13 protein-coding genes are annotated in these 13,582 nt (G+C 68.4%); 6 read left to right on the forward strand and 7 right to left on the reverse strand.

Annotation, left to right across the window (positions count from 1 at the left end):
• Positions 1-9 precede the first annotated feature (9 nt).
• A complete protein-coding gene (locus ACFO5K_RS00880) occupies positions 10-846 on the reverse strand; it encodes an alpha/beta hydrolase (RefSeq protein WP_378555148.1) in 837 nt (278 codons plus the stop codon).
• Positions 843-2,258, reverse strand: a complete 1,416-nt coding sequence (locus tag ACFO5K_RS00885) for a M20/M25/M40 family metallo-hydrolase (protein WP_378555149.1) — start codon at positions 2,256-2,258, stop codon at positions 843-845. The genes ACFO5K_RS00880 and ACFO5K_RS00885 overlap by 4 nt, the downstream gene beginning before the upstream one ends.
• 120 nt (positions 2,259-2,378) lie before the next feature.
• On the opposite strand from ACFO5K_RS00885, the gene ACFO5K_RS00890 reads away from it, so the two are divergent.
• Positions 2,379-3,122, forward strand: a complete 744-nt coding sequence (locus ACFO5K_RS00890) for a DUF4191 domain-containing protein (protein ID WP_378555150.1) — start codon at positions 2,379-2,381, stop codon at positions 3,120-3,122.
• Positions 3,123-3,190: 68 nt separating this feature from the next.
• Here the strand turns inward: ACFO5K_RS00890 and ACFO5K_RS00895 are convergent, their stop codons facing one another.
• The gene (locus ACFO5K_RS00895; RefSeq protein ID WP_378555151.1) at positions 3,191-3,646 is read right to left on the reverse strand and encodes an RDD family protein; all 456 of its coding nucleotides are present in this window, start codon (positions 3,644-3,646) and stop codon (positions 3,191-3,193) included.
• A 251-nt stretch (positions 3,647-3,897) separates the two neighbouring features.
• Here ACFO5K_RS00895 and glnA point away from each other — a divergent pair, with 251 nt between their 5' ends.
• The 3 genes from glnA to ACFO5K_RS00910 all read left to right on the forward strand — a co-directional run bounded on the left by glnA (position 3,898) and on the right by ACFO5K_RS00910 (position 8,135).
• Positions 3,898-5,334: a type I glutamate--ammonia ligase gene (glnA, locus tag ACFO5K_RS00900; RefSeq protein WP_378555152.1), complete on the forward strand. Its 1,437-nt coding sequence runs from the start codon at positions 3,898-3,900 to the stop codon at positions 5,332-5,334.
• Positions 5,335-5,587: 253 nt separating this feature from the next.
• A complete protein-coding gene (locus ACFO5K_RS00905) occupies positions 5,588-6,343 on the forward strand; it encodes a class I SAM-dependent methyltransferase (protein WP_378555153.1) in 756 nt (251 codons plus the stop codon).
• Positions 6,344-6,482: 139 nt separating this feature from the next.
• Positions 6,483-8,135 (forward strand): CocE/NonD family hydrolase, encoded by a 1,653-nt coding sequence (locus ACFO5K_RS00910; RefSeq protein WP_378555154.1) that lies wholly within the window; start codon positions 6,483-6,485, stop codon positions 8,133-8,135.
• Between the two features lie 212 nt (positions 8,136-8,347).
• On the opposite strand, the gene ACFO5K_RS00915 is transcribed toward ACFO5K_RS00910, so the two are convergent.
• The 3 genes from ACFO5K_RS00915 to ACFO5K_RS00925 form a co-directional block, all read right to left on the reverse strand.
• Entirely contained in the window at positions 8,348-10,096 is a 1,749-nt protein-coding gene (locus tag ACFO5K_RS00915; RefSeq protein WP_378555155.1) for an alpha/beta fold hydrolase, read from the reverse strand.
• A gap of 71 nt (positions 10,097-10,167) precedes the next feature.
• A complete protein-coding gene (locus tag ACFO5K_RS00920; RefSeq protein ID WP_378555156.1) occupies positions 10,168-10,722 on the reverse strand; it encodes a TetR/AcrR family transcriptional regulator in 555 nt (184 codons plus the stop codon).
• Positions 10,723-10,905: 183 nt separating this feature from the next.
• Positions 10,906-11,844 carry an NAD(P)H-dependent flavin oxidoreductase gene (locus tag ACFO5K_RS00925; RefSeq protein ID WP_378555185.1) on the reverse strand — a complete coding sequence of 313 codons (939 nt, stop codon included), beginning with the start codon at positions 11,842-11,844 and terminating at the stop codon, positions 10,906-10,908.
• A 132-nt stretch (positions 11,845-11,976) separates the two neighbouring features.
• On the opposite strand from ACFO5K_RS00925, the gene ACFO5K_RS00930 reads away from it, so the two are divergent.
• Positions 11,977-12,276, forward strand: a complete 300-nt coding sequence (locus ACFO5K_RS00930) for a hypothetical protein (protein ID WP_378555157.1) — start codon at positions 11,977-11,979, stop codon at positions 12,274-12,276.
• Here ACFO5K_RS00930 and ACFO5K_RS00935 read toward each other — a convergent pair.
• Positions 12,206-12,790, reverse strand: coding sequence for a TetR/AcrR family transcriptional regulator (locus tag ACFO5K_RS00935; protein ID WP_378555158.1), 585 nt, complete (start codon positions 12,788-12,790; stop codon positions 12,206-12,208). The two genes, ACFO5K_RS00930 and ACFO5K_RS00935, sit on opposite strands and share 71 nt — an antisense overlap.
• A 101-nt stretch (positions 12,791-12,891) precedes the next feature.
• On the opposite strand from ACFO5K_RS00935, the gene ACFO5K_RS00940 reads away from it, so the two are divergent.
• Positions 12,892-13,566: a methyltransferase domain-containing protein gene (locus tag ACFO5K_RS00940; protein WP_378555159.1), complete on the forward strand. Its 675-nt coding sequence runs from the start codon at positions 12,892-12,894 to the stop codon at positions 13,564-13,566.
• Positions 13,567-13,582: the final 16 nt, after the last annotated feature.

The following is a 13,582-nucleotide window of genomic DNA, read 5'->3' on the forward strand; positions in this document are numbered from 1 at the left end:
GCCCGAATGCTACCGACCGGTAATATGGGTGGACAGCCATTCGGTCAGGTCGCCGATCACCTGCGCGCGCTCGGGTTCGTTGAACACCTCGTGGAACAACCCCGGGTAGCGCCGCACGCTCACCTCGGCCGAGCCGGCGCCGTGTTCGATGACATCGGCGCTCGACGGCGCGGCGATCTCGTCGGCGCTGCCGTGCAGCACCAGCAACGGCGCGGTGAGCGTGCCCAGGCGTTGCTTCACCAGCGCGGCATGCTGCAGGATCTCCACCGCGGTACGGGCGGGCAGCTTGCCGCGGAACACCAGCGGGTCGTCGTCATAGGCGCGCACCACTTCGGGGTCACGGCTGATCGCGGCCGAATCCAAGGTCAGCACACCGAGATTCGGCGCCCATCGGGTGAGTAGCGGTGCGGCCATGCGCTGAACGGGATTGCCCAGCGGAATGTCGAGCGGCGGCGCCGACACGACGATGCCCGCCACGTCGATCGGTGCGCGGGTGGCCAGGTGCAGCACCACGAGGCTGCCCATCGAGTGCCCGAGCAGGAACCGGGGCACACCGGGATGGGCCGCGCTCGCGAGTTCGAGCAGGGTGGCCACATTGTCGGCCGCGGCCTGCATCGAACCGATGTTGGCCGAGGTGCCGTCGGAACGGCCGTGTCCGATGTGGTCGAGCGCGTACACCGCGAAACCGGCCCCGGCCAGCGCGTCACCGAGGTGTTCGTAGCGGCCCGAGTGCTCGGCGGCGCCGTGTACCAGCGCCACCACCGCCCGCGGTGCGTTGTCGGGTTGCCATGCGCGCCAGGCGATTCGGCCGCCATGGCCCGCGAATTCGCCGGTGTCGGTCGTCATCGCCGCGTTCCTGTCCGCTCGGGCGCCACCGCGAACCGCTCGAGCAGGCGCCGGTTGAACTCGATCAGCCGAGCGTAGTTCAGTCGTGAGATGCGCTCGTCGGTTCCGTGGATCCGCTCGAGATCGGTCGCGGTGAGCACGATCGGCGCGAAGTTGCAGCGGGTCCGGGCCAGACCGTCGTAGTGGCGGGAGTCGGTGGCCCCGGGCACGATGCCGGTGGTGGTGACGATGCCGGGCACCACGCCGGTGGCGAGTTCGGCGATCAGGTCGAACGCCGGGCCCGGACCGTCCAACTGAGAGGGCTCGGAGGTGGGCCCAACGAGTTCGACCGCCACGCCGGGATCATCGATCACCCGGCGGCAGTGCGCCAGCACGGCGGCCACCGAATCCCCGGGCAGGATGCGGAAATTCACCAGGGCCTCGGCGCTCTGTGGCAACACGTTGGCCTTGACACCGCCGCGGATCACCGTGGGCGCGGTGGTGGTGCGCACCAGCGCCTCGGTAGTCGGCCCGGCCGCCATGATCCGGGCGAGCAAGGGTTCGGTCAGGGTGGACAGCAGCCGCGTGCCGGTGAGCTCGAGCAGCCGCCGCCGCGCCGCTGGCAACGCCACCCGCATCCGGGCCAGCATGTCGGCGATCACCGGCGTCAACCGCAGCGGCATCGGATGGTCCTGCACCCGCGCGACTGCACGTGCCAGCCGTCCGACCGCGGTCTGGCGCCCGGGCATCGAGGAGTGCCCGCCGGTCTCGGTGACCGAGAGCCGCACCGTCGCATAGCCCTTCTCACCGAGCATGATGCTGGCCACCGGTCGGTCCACGCCGTCGGCGACACCGTCGGTGATCACGCCGCCCTCGTCGAGCAGTAGTTCGGCGCGCACGTCCTGGTCGCGCAGATGCTCGGCCATCCGCACCGCGCCGCCGTCACCGAAGACCTCCTCGTCGTGACCGAACGCCAGGAACAGGGTGTGGCGCGGACGCAGCCCGGCCGCCAGTGCCCACTCGACGGCCTCGAGCAGCGCGAGCACACGGCTCTTGTCGTCGATCGCGCCGCGACCCCAGATGAATTCCGCGTCGACCACACCGGCGAAGGGCGGATGGGTCCAGCGCTGTGGGTCGTCGGCCGGGACCACGTCCTGGTGCGCCAGCAGGATGGCCGCCACCCCGGGCTCGGCGCCGTCCCAGCGATAGAGCCTGCTGTGCCCGAACCGGGTGAGCGTGAGCGCGGCGTGGGCCAGCGGAAACGACGACTCGAGGTGGTCGGCGAGGCGGGCGAACTCCGCGTCGGCGGTGCGGGTGGGGTCCTCGACCGAGACCGTCGCACAGCGCAGCGCGGCTGCGAGCCGTTCGGCGACCTCGTCGTCGACGCCATCGGTGACAGCGGAGTGGGCCGGGTTCTCGGTGCTCGGGCGCATCCCGGTCATTGTGCTCGCTGCGCGGTGACCGTGCCCGGCAAGACGCCCGAATCGCCGTATTCGACGTCGGTGTGTCATGCGGTCCGACCCGCTCGCGGCGGGCCATCTAAGCTGACACACATGGCAGGAGGCAAGGGCGGCAAGCCGTCGAAGGAAGCCAAGGCCGCGGCTAAAGCGGCCCGTAAGCAGGCATCACGCGAGCGACGTCAGCAGTTGTGGCAGGCGTTCAACATGCAGCGCAAGGAAGACAAGGCGCTGCTGCCGCTGATGATCGGCGCGCTCGTGGCCACCACAGTGGTCTTCTTCCTGGTCGGCCTGATCTTCGACATGCAGTGGTTCCTGCTGCCGCTGGGTCTGCTGCTGGGCGTGCTGTTCGCGTTCATCATCTTCGGGCGCCGCGTGCAGAAGAACGTCTACCGCAAGGCCGAAGGGCAGGCGGGCGCGGCGGCGTGGGTGCTGGAGAATTTGCAGGGCAAGTGGCGGGTCGCCAACGGCGTCGCCGCGACCACCCAGCTCGACGCCGTGCACCGCGTCATCGGCCTGCCGGGCGTGATCTTCGTCGCCGAAGGTTCCCCGCAGCGGGTCAAGTCGCTGATCGCACAGGAGAAGAAGCGCACCGCGCGCCTGGTCGGAGACACCCCCATCTACGAGGTGATCGTCGGCAACGAGGAAGGTCAGGTCCCGCTGAAGGGCCTGCAGAAGTTCCTCACCAAGCTGCCGCGCAACATCGACGTCAAGCGGATCGAGCAGATCGAGGGGCGGCTGTCGGCCCTGAGCTCGCGCAGCGGTCCCGCGATGCCGAAGGGCCCGATGCCGCCCGGCGCGAAAATGAAAGGCATGCAGCGCGCGATCCGTCGCCGCTGACCGATCGGCACCCCCGGCCCGCGCTCCCAGGAGTGCGGGCCGGACCTATTTCCGGCGCTGCGTCCGGCTCAGCGCGCGTTCACCAGCGCGGTTCCGGTGGCCCGGTCGTGCATGCCGCGGCCATCGGCGTCGGTGAACAGGGCCGGCACGACGAAGACCAGCAGTACCTGCTTGGCCAGCGCGCGCACGAACCCGACCCCGACGGGCGCGTCGATGCGCAGCACCCGCAGCCGCAGGAAGTACTGGCCGGGAGTGAAGCCGAACAGCGTCACCGCGCCCACCCCGATCACGAACCACACCAGCAGCGGCACCGACGACGAGTCGAGGCTGCCGGTGATCACGGCCGCGATACCGCACGCGATGAACCAGTCCACGAACAACGCCACGACGCGGCGCCACGTCGGGGCCAGCGAGCCCGCGCCCTCGCGCGGCAACCCGTACAGCTCGCCGGGGTAGCTCGAGGTTGCCGCACCACCCGGGTCCGCAGGTTCGCCGGAGAGCCATGTGCCGGTAATACGCGCCATGGGATCCAGGATAGAGCCGACCCGGAGTCCGCCCCCGACCGCATTAGTGGAGGTCACGTGAGGCCGAGTCGGTGCGGATGGGAGAATTGACGAGCAGGACGCGCCCGGATGACAGACATCACCTCATCTCAGGCACGCGTAACACTGGCGAAACACAGCCTTGACTGTAGGGAAACACCGCGTCCTTAGCGTCAGATCGCGACGAACCCATGCATCGTGACTGGCTGGGAACCGATCCGTAAGGAGAACAAGTGACGTTCAGTACGGCCGAAGAGGTCATCCAGTACATCAAGGAACAGGACATCGAGTACGTCGATATCCGTTTCTCGGACCTTCCCGGTGTCCAGCAGCACTTCTCGATCCCGGCGAAGGCGTTCACCGCCGACCTGGCCGAAGAGGGACTGGCGTTCGACGGCTCCTCGGTGCGTGGCTTCCAGTCGATCGACGAGTCGGACATGCTCCTGCTTCCCGACTACAGCACCGCCCGGGTCGACCCCTTCCGTGCCGCGAAGACGCTCAACATGAACTTCTTCGTGCACGACCCGTTCACCCGTGAGGCCTACTCCCGTGACCCGCGCAACATCGCGCGCAAGGCCGAGGAGTACCTGCGTTCGACCGGCATCGCCGACACCGCCTTCTTCGGTGCCGAGGCCGAGTTCTACATCTTCGACGGCATCCGCTACGGCTCGGAGATGAACGGCTCGTTCTACGAGATCGAGTCCGTCTCGGGTTCGTGGAACACCGGCAAGGAGTTCAACCCGGACGGCAGCCGCAACCTCGGCTACAAGGTCCGCAACAAGGGTGGCTACTTCCCCGTCGCGCCTTATGACCACTACGTCGACCTGCGCGACGAGATCTCGACCAACCTGCAGAACGCCGGTTTCGTGCTCGAGCGCGGCCACCACGAGGTCGGCACCGCCGGTCAGGCCGAGATCAACTACAAGTTCGACACGCTGCTCACCGCGGCCGACGACCTGCAGCTGTTCAAGTACATCGTGAAGAACACCGCGTGGAAGGCCGGCAAGTCGGTCACCTTCATGCCCAAGCCCCTCTTCGGTGACAACGGCTCGGGCATGCACGTGCACCAGTCGCTGTGGAAGGACGGCAAGCCGCTGTTCCACGACGAGGCCGGCTACGGCGGCCTGTCGGACATGGCGCGTCACTACATCGGCGGCATCCTGCACCACGCCCCGTCGCTGCTGGCGTTCACCAACCCGACCGTGAACTCCTACCACCGTCTGGTGCCGGGCTACGAGGCCCCCATCAACCTGGTGTACTCGCAGCGCAACCGTTCGGCCGCGGTCCGCATCCCGGTCACCGGCAACAACCCGAAGGCCAAGCGCATCGAGTTCCGCGCGCCGGACTCCTCGGGTAACCCGTACCTGGCCTTCGCCGCCATGATGATGGCCGGCCTGGACGGCATCAAGAACAAGATCGAGCCGCTGGCTCCGGTCGACAAGGACCTCTACGAGCTGCCGCCCGAGGAGGCCAAGAACATCCCGCAGGCCCCCACCAGCCTGGCCACGGTCATCGACCGCCTCGAGGCGGACCACGACTACCTCACCGAAGGCAACGTCTTCACCGAGGACCTCATCGAGACCTGGATCCAGATCAAGCGCGACCAGGAAATCGCCCCGGTGAACCTGCGCCCGCACCCGTACGAGTTCGAGCTCTACTACGACGTGTGATCGGTACCGGTGGCGTGACCTGCGGCTGAGTGTCCGACCCGGATCCTCTGTCCGCAGTTCGTCCGCAGTAGCAGTACCCGAGTCCACCCGTTCCGCGATCGCTTCATCGATTGCGGAACGGGTGGACTCGTCTGTGTCCGGCTACAGATGCCCGTAGGTCAAAGACCCAGCCTGTCGAGTCCACGTAGACGCTTGTGTGATGGGACGGGAAATGGGTCGATATTCCCGTACGGCGGCTGGCACACTGCGCCGCATGGAACGGTCATTCGAGGAATTGCTGGACGAAGCCGTTGCGGCACCCGTGGCGGGCTGGGACTTCTCCTGGCTCGACGGCCGGGCCACCGAGCAGCGGCCGTCGTGGGGCTATCAGCGGCTGATGAGTGCCCGGCTCGGGGCCGCCACCGCCGCCCTCGACATCCAGACCGGTGGTGGTGAGGTCCTGGCCGGAGCCGCGATGTTTCCGCCGACCATGGTTGCCACCGAGTCGTGGCCACCCAACATCGCTGAAGCTACCGCGCTGCTGCACCCGCGGGGCGCGGTCGTCGTCGCCGATCCGGACGAGCCGCCCCTGCCGTTCGCCGACGCGGCGTTCGACCTGGTTACCAGCAGGCATCCGGCCACCATTTGGTGGCACGAAATCGCGCGAGTGCTGCGATCCGGCGGAAACTACCTTGCTCAGCACGTCGGACCTGCCAGCGTGTTCGAACTGGTCGAATATTTCCTGGGTCCGCAGCCCGAGGCTCGGCGCGAACGCCATCCCGACGACGAAGCCGCTGATGCGGCGGCCGCCGGCTTGCGGATCGTCGACCTGCGCAGCGAGCGGCTACGCATGGAGTTCAACGACATCGGTGCGGTCGTGTACTTCCTGCGCAAGGTCATCTGGATCGTCCCCGGATTCACCGTCGACGCCCATCTCGATCGCCTCCACCAACTCCACGATCAGATCCAACAGCACGGCCCGTTCCTCGCGCACTCCGCTCGCACCCTGGTTCGAGCCGAGAAGCCGTGAAACGACACACTTGTCGGCCAGATCCGAAGGTTCGTAACCGGCCGGCCCGTGCCTGCGGTTCTGAATGAGGGCTGCGACGTTTTCGTGCCCCCGGTTGTCGGGGCTGGACGTCGGGGCCGGTAGCGGTAATAGTGCTCGGGTGCGATGGGGTTCGGTGATGGTGCGGGCGTTGGCCGGTGTGGCGTTGGTGTGCGCGATGGCGGCGCCGGTGTCGGCGGAGCCGGTGGGCGTGGAGTTCACCTGGACGCAGGAGTATCTGGATGCGCCGGACGGCACCCGGTTGCATGCGGATGTGTTGCGACCGGCCGGGATGGCGGCGGATACGCGGACACCAGTGCTGCTGACGGCCAGCCCGTATCGGGCGCATCTGGCCTATCTCAGTGTGCCGCGCCCGGAGGGTGGTCCCTCGACGGAGAACCTGCCGGTCGAGTGGGCGTTGAACGCCGGGTACACGTATGTGATCGTGGATCTGCGCGGGTTCGGTGGATCCAACGGTTGCCCCGATTACGGCGGTCCGGGTGAGCGTTCGGATGTGGCTGCCGCGGTGGAGTGGGCGGCGAGCCGGCCGTGGTCGACGGGCCGGGTCGGGATGATCGGCACCTCCTACGAGGGCTGGACCGGGATGATGGCGCTGGCGGAGCGGCCGAAGGGCCTGGCGGCCGTGGCCGCCTTCGCACCGGTGGTGGACCCGTATTCGTATCTCTACATGCAGGGCACGTCCTGGAAGTTCGGTGGTAAACCGCTGACCGAGGACGGGGTCCGCCCCGCTGACATGGCGGGCGGCGAGCACCTGGCCATCGCTTCGACCCCCGGTCACTGGGCCGACAGCGACGAGTACAAGGCCAACGCCGTCGCGATGACCCAGGCCTGCGCCGACGGCTACCTGGACCTCACCATGGACCACAACGGTGCCAACCCGGGCTGGCAGGATCGCGACATGGTCGACGACCTGCGCGGCAACACCACCCCGCTGTTCCTCGGCCAGGGCTTTCTCGATTCCAACACCCGCGCGGATCGGGTTCTCGAAGTGTGGGAAGCCCGCGGCCCCGGTGAACACCGCGCCTGGTTCGGCCAATGGGGCCACTCGGACTGCAGCAAGAAATGCGACACACCCCACTTCGCCGCGGAGCTCTACGCGTTCCTGGACCGGCATGTGGCGGGCGCCGATGTGGAGGTGCCCGGCCCACCGGTCACCGTGGGCCAGTTCGACGGCGGCTGGCGCGGCGAGGCGGTGTGGCCGCCCGCCGACACCCGCCGCACGACAGTCGAACTGCGCACCGGCTCCTATACCGACCGCGGCCTGCTGCCCGGCGCCGACCGGGAGATCTGGTCGATCTCGGACCCGTTGGCCGAGCCGGTCCACCTGGCCGGTCGCGCCACCGCCGCCCTGACCTTGTCCGGACCGCCCGAAGCGACTGTCGCCCTGGAGCTCTACGACATCGCCCCCGACGGCCGTGCCACCGTGATGACCCGCGGCATCGCCCCGGTCGGTACCGAAGCCGACGTCCGGTTCCTGTGGCAGGACGCCCGCTTGGCCGCCGGTCACCGGCTCGGTGTGCGCATCACCGATGTGGTCGACGACGTCTGGTCGCATACCCCGACCAATGCGCACGTCACCGTCACCTCGGCCCGCCTCGACCTGCCCTTGCTCACCACCCCACGCGGGCCGAACCTGCCCGGTGGCGTGCCCACCTGGCACGCGCGCTGGCGCGGTGTGGAAACGGTCGAACTCGGTCAGGCGATGCTGAACGACCCCGCCCTGCGCATCGAATTGCCTGTCCCACCTGCGTGAGTGAACGTCGCTTTCGACTCACGACGGCCGAACCTCAGGTCGCGCGAGGGCTGCGATGAATGACGCCCGCTGCGGGTGTTCGGTGAGTTCAGGGTGGTATATCGCGTGACCGGTGGTATGCGGCCGTCGCCGCTCGGAGTCGGACCGCTGAAGGCGACGCTCGGACAGGCGCCAACGCTGCTCGTAGCCCGGACTCCCCGCCGGTCGGAGGTTCAGAGCTCGGCTGCGTACGCTCCGCAGTCAGCGGTGACTTCGCCTCGGCCGGAGAGCGATGTGTCGGCCGGGAGTACACCACGGATGATCTGTGCTACTCGATCAGGGTGGGTCAGCTGGGGGAAGTGCCCGGTGTCGGGAACCGTGGTGACCGGGTGCTCGGTCGAGTCGATGAGAGCGTCGTTTGCGCCGATGACGATCTCGACAGGGACCGTGATCCGCGCGAGTTTCGCGGCGAGGTCGGCACGGTGGTCCGCGTGACCGACGTTGCGCAGTACCGCGAACGTGCGCCGGGCTACTCCTGGTCGACGGAGGTCGGCCACGGCTGACGTGATCGCCGGCCCGGCCGGGATGTCGAGCTGTGCGGCGAGTCGCGACGCGGGGAGACGTTTCACCACCTCGGCGGCAATCGGCGATGTCGTGAGCCGAGCGGCCGGGGCCTGCAAGAACCAGGGCGCGATCAGGACGAGTCGCGAAACGCGGTCGGGGTGGCGCAACGCGAAGTCGATGGCGAACCCGGCGCCGAGTGAGTGCCCGACGAGGACCGGCCGGGTGCGGACCGGCGCCATCAGCTCGTCGGTCCAGCCGTCGTTCGACTCCGCGGACCGCCCGAGACCGGGCAGGTCGGGTGTGAGGACCGGTGCGTCGAGCTGTCGAGTGACGTCGGTCCAGGAGTCGGCGTTGAGTGGAAGGCCGTGTAGCAGCACGTACTCCGGGTGCGTTCGGTCGCCGCTGAGCCACGTGCCGTCGCGGAATCCGGCCGCCGGCGCGCCCTCGACCGCACCGTTGCGGCTGGCGACGATGCCATCGGCGTAGGTCCGTAGCAGCTCGTCGACCGGCGGTTGACTGATCCCGAGCCGCTGGGCGACTTCCTCGCTCGCCGAGGTGTCGTACCGGTCGCTGCTGATGAACGACAGCGTTTCGGGGTCGGTGTTCGTCAACGCCTGCGGCAGCAGTCGCAACAGCGCGGTCGGCACCGTGAATCGTGGAGCGGCGACGCGTAGGTGGTCGGCGACGAGCCGGACCAGTTCGGGCAGATTCGGCGTGGTGGGGTCCAGGACAGGGTAGGAGTGGCCCGCGGTGTCGGGCAGCGTCGGTAGTCCCACGGTGAACCGTGCCAGGTAGTCCAGGTCGACGACTGGCAGGAAGGTGTCGGCCGAGCCCGGCAGCACAGGCAGCTCGCCGCGCCAGAGCGGATCGATCACCCCGGCGAGTCCGAAGAACTGCCCGGGGCCGATGACGCTGGCGGGGTTGGCGAACGTCAACGGAATGTTGCGCGCCGCGGCCGTTTTCCGCAGCAGTGCGTCGGCCTCGACCTTCGACGCTTCGTAGGCGCCCGCGCGATAGTCGGTGTGTCCGGCCTCGGCGCGGTAGCCGGTGATGTGCACGATCCTGCGCAGATCGGGTTGCCGCGCGGCCCATTCCAGCACGTGCATGGCGCCGTCCAGGTTCACCCGTCGCGCCACGTGGGCGTCGAGGCCGAACTTCATCAGCGCGGCAGCGTTGTACACATCACGCACTCCCTCGACCGTATCGCCCAGGGCGAGATCGGGTTCGCCGATATCGGTGGTGGTGATCGTCAGGGCGCGGGTGTCGATGTCTTGTCCGGCGAGCCAGGTGCGGAGCCGGTCCTGGGTGCCCGCCCGCACCGCCGCGGTGACCGTGTGCCCGGTGCGCAACAGTTCCGCGACCAGTGCACGGCCGATGAACCCGGCGGCGCCGAAAACGATCGAGTCGGTGTGAACCATAGTTGTCCTACTTTCAGTAGACCGGTTGATATATTTTGTGGCGCCGAGTGTGCTCCGGCGAGATGGCTGGATCAGACGAGCAGGTCGATGGTGTCGGCGAGCTGCTGCAACGGCCGACGGTCACGATGGGCGCGGGCCAGTACGAGCCCGCCTTCGATCAGTGCGAGGGCCACCGTGGTGACACGTTCGGGTTCGGGATGACCGAATCCTGTCAGCCGTTCGCGGATCGCGTCCTCCCAGAGGCGGTAGGACGTCGAGCAAGCCTGCCGCACAGCGTCATTGGTGGCGGCCGTATCGAGTGCCACGGCGGCCACCGGGCAGCCGATCGTCCAGTCCGACCGCTCCAGTTGGTCTGCGAGCGCGGTGAGCATCGTGCGCGCGAATTCCCGGGCATCGGCGGCCTCGATGCTGCGGATGATCTGCGCCATCTCGCCCGCGCTCTCGATCAGCGCCGCTGTCACCAACTCGTCTTTGCCGCCCGGGAAATGGAAGTACAGCGAACCGCGTGGTGCTCCGCTGTCCTGCACGATCTGATTCAGTCCGGTGCCGTAGTAGCCGCGCGATTCGATCAGCGACCGGGTGGTCCTGATCAGGTTGCCCCGCGTCTCCGCTCCTTTTGCGCCCATACGTCAAAGATAGACCGGTCGTCATATTTCTGCAACAGCGATTCCACTGATCGGGTATGCCCAGCGCACCGGCTGTGGTGACCGGACCATGATCCTGCCCGGACTCGGAACCCACCGCACTCGACGCGAAACTCACCGAAACCGTCGCACATACGAGCTGGCCCGGATGCCGGCGGCGAAGGCTCAGGCAGAGCCCAGTAGCTGGGCGGCGTCGGCGCAGAGCCGGGTGATCGTGCGCGCGACCGGCTCGACATGGGTGACCAACCCGACGCCCTGGCCGGCATCGACCGGAGCGATCCGCGGGTCATCGGAAGTGATCGCCGTGCGCAGCGTTTCGCTGCTCGGCGGGTTCTCGTCACCTTCCGGCCGGGTCCACGGATCGGTGAATTCGTTGCGCAGCACCCGGGCCGGATAGATCGGCGGCCACGGCAGGTCGAGCGCTTCGTCGAAGGCAGTGGTGACCACGGTGCTGGTGGAGTCGGCGGCCAGCATGGCGCGCCGGGCGTTCTCCGACAGCAGCGATTCCTCCGCCGCGGCCAGACAGGTGCCGAGCCAGACCCCCGAGGCGCCGGCCGCCAGCACCGCGGCCAGCGCCCGTCCGGAGCCGAGGCCGCCCGCCGCGAGGACCGGGACGGTGGCGATCTCGAGGACTGCATCGAGCAGCGGCATGAGCGCGAGCCGGTCGGCGCCGTGGCCGCCGCCTTCGCTCCCTCGGGTGACGATGATGTCGATGCCCGCATCCTGGGCCCGATGTGCCCCGGGCACGTCGTAGACCTGGGTGATCGCGAGGATCCCCGCCGCCTGCACCACCGGCACCCAGGAGAAATCGGTGCCGAAGCTGATCGACAGGGCACGAGGCCGGGCGGCGATCGCGGTGTCGAGCAGCTCGGGCTCACGGGTGCGGACCCAGTCGACCAACCCGATCCCGATCGTGGCGTCGCCGGCCGCGGCCAGCTCGCGTCGCAGGGCTTCGGCGGATCCGGCGGTCCCCATCCCGATCATGCCGAGCCCGCCTGCCTCGGTGACCGCCGCCGCCAGCCGACCACCCGCGGCACCGCCCATCGGAGCGTTCACGACGGGCACACTCAACCGGAGCGCACGTGACCAGGTCGTCGACAGGATCGAATCACCTTCGGGCGGCATGCTCATCAGTCCTCGTCTCTCGTCACGGCTTGCCGAACTCATCATGGCAGCCGGGATGGTCTCTGGCGTATCTTCGACGGCAATGCCGCGTCGACGCCAACGGGGGTACGGATGACGATCAGGGATCGGCTCGAGCAAGTGGTCGCCGAGCCGCCGGTGGTGTTCGGCGAACCGATGGAAACGCCCGACGGCGCCACCGTGATCACCGTGGCACGCGGCGGCGGATTCGGGCGCCCGGCCCGCCCGGTAGGGGTGTTCGTGATCCACGAAGGCCGCGCCCATTGGACACCCGCGGTCGACGCCAATCGAATCGCCCAGCTGGGGGAGTGGATCGGCCTGCTCACCGGGGTGATCGCGGCGCTGGCGGTGCTGCGTCGCCCGCCGTGGCCGGACCTGCGTCACCGAGGCTGATCCCGTGCAACGCCAATGCCTCGAACCGCTGCCACGCCGGTCCGGGTGGTAGCCCGGCAACTGGATCGATGACGGTGCCGAGCACGCCGAGCAGCCCCCAGGACAGGAACGCGACGGTGGGCGCGGGCAACTCCTCGAACAGTTCGGCGATCAGCTCGGCGACACCGCGCTGATAGGCGTGCAATACCGTGGTGGCGGCTTTCGGCCCGATCAACGGCCGGTACACCTGCGGATATTGCGCGGCCAGATGGAACAGCACCCGCAGCGGGCTCAGCGGTGAACCGGCTGTGGGCGTGCGAGTGATCTCGCGCCGCAGGAACTCGGTGCAGCTGACCAGCAGCAGGTCGTCCTTGTCGCGGTAGTGCGCGTAGAAGGTGGAGCGGCCGACGTCGGCGCGGTCGATGATGTCGCTGACTGTCACCCGGTCGTAGTCGCGTTCGATCATCAGCTCGATCAACGCGCGGTGCAGGTTGTCCCTGGTGCGACGAACCCGGCGATCGGAGTGCTCGGCCATCGTTCCTCCACGGGACAATTCTCGCGGATCCGTCCGGAAACGGACGAATCCGCGGATTCTGCTCCTGGTCCGCGCGGCTGTCCGCATCCGACCATGGACCCATGTCGGAAAACCAGCTTCTCATCCCCATGTTCGTCCACGACGGTGACACCGGCCTGGTGATCGCCGGCCTACGCCGCTACAACGTGTTCACCAGCGTGTTCTTCCTCGGCAGGCATCGCAGCCTGCTCGCCGAACTCGTCACCACCGCCGGGGCGTCACCGGGCGAGCGTGCCCTCGACATCGGCTGCGGTCCGGGCAAACTCGTTCGGGCACTGGGTGCCGCGGTGGGGCCGGCGGGCGAAGCGGTCGGAGTCGACCCGTCGGCCGCCGCGATCGCGGACAGCCGTCGGCGTGACCGCGCGGCCCACCATCGCTACGAGCGGGGACCCGCACAGGAACTGCCCTTCGCCGATGCCGAATTCGATGCCGTTACCTGCACTTTCGTCATGCACCACATCCCGGAACAACACCGCGAGGCGGCTTTGGCGCAGATGTGGCGGGTGGTTCGCCCGGGTGGGCGTGTGCTGCTGGCGGACGCGGCGCCCGCACCGTGGCTGCGGCGGGTACTGAGGCCCTTGCTCGGCGGCGGTGATCCCTTCGCCGGCGTCGACATCCGGCGCTACACCGAAGGGCTGCGCGCGGTGGGTTTCACAGACCTCACCTACCACCGGAGCCGGTACCAGACCGGCATCCTCACCGGCGTGAAACCCGCGATCACGACCGCGCACAGCTGATCCGGTAAACCTGTCG

Origin of the sequence: Nocardia halotolerans (genome assembly GCF_042650145.1) — a bacterium.
Classification (GTDB): Bacteria; Actinomycetota; Actinomycetes; order Mycobacteriales; family Mycobacteriaceae; genus Nocardia; species Nocardia halotolerans.

Bases quoted from the DNA above. Each gene is read 5' to 3' on its own strand.
- ACFO5K_RS00895 (WP_378555151.1), bottom strand. From the start codon at position 3,646: ATGGCGCGTATTACCGGCACATGGCTCTCCGGCGAACCTGCGGACCCG.
- ACFO5K_RS00930 (WP_378555157.1), top strand. From the start codon at position 11,977: ATGACGATCAGGGATCGGCTCGAGCAAGTGGTCGCCGAGCCGCCGGTG.
- ACFO5K_RS00935 (WP_378555158.1), bottom strand. From the start codon at position 12,790: ATGGCCGAGCACTCCGATCGCCGGGTTCGTCGCACCAGGGACAACCTG.
- ACFO5K_RS00885 (WP_378555149.1), bottom strand. From the start codon at position 2,258: ATGCGCCCGAGCACCGAGAACCCGGCCCACTCCGCTGTCACCGATGGC.
- ACFO5K_RS00905 (WP_378555153.1), top strand. From the start codon at position 5,588: ATGGAACGGTCATTCGAGGAATTGCTGGACGAAGCCGTTGCGGCACCC.
- ACFO5K_RS00940 (WP_378555159.1), top strand. From the start codon at position 12,892: ATGTCGGAAAACCAGCTTCTCATCCCCATGTTCGTCCACGACGGTGAC.
- ACFO5K_RS00880 (WP_378555148.1), bottom strand. From the start codon at position 846: ATGACGACCGACACCGGCGAATTCGCGGGCCATGGCGGCCGAATCGCC.
- ACFO5K_RS00915 (WP_378555155.1), bottom strand. From the start codon at position 10,096: ATGGTTCACACCGACTCGATCGTTTTCGGCGCCGCCGGGTTCATCGGC.
- ACFO5K_RS00890 (WP_378555150.1), top strand. From the start codon at position 2,379: ATGGCAGGAGGCAAGGGCGGCAAGCCGTCGAAGGAAGCCAAGGCCGCG.
- ACFO5K_RS00920 (WP_378555156.1), bottom strand. From the start codon at position 10,722: ATGGGCGCAAAAGGAGCGGAGACGCGGGGCAACCTGATCAGGACCACC.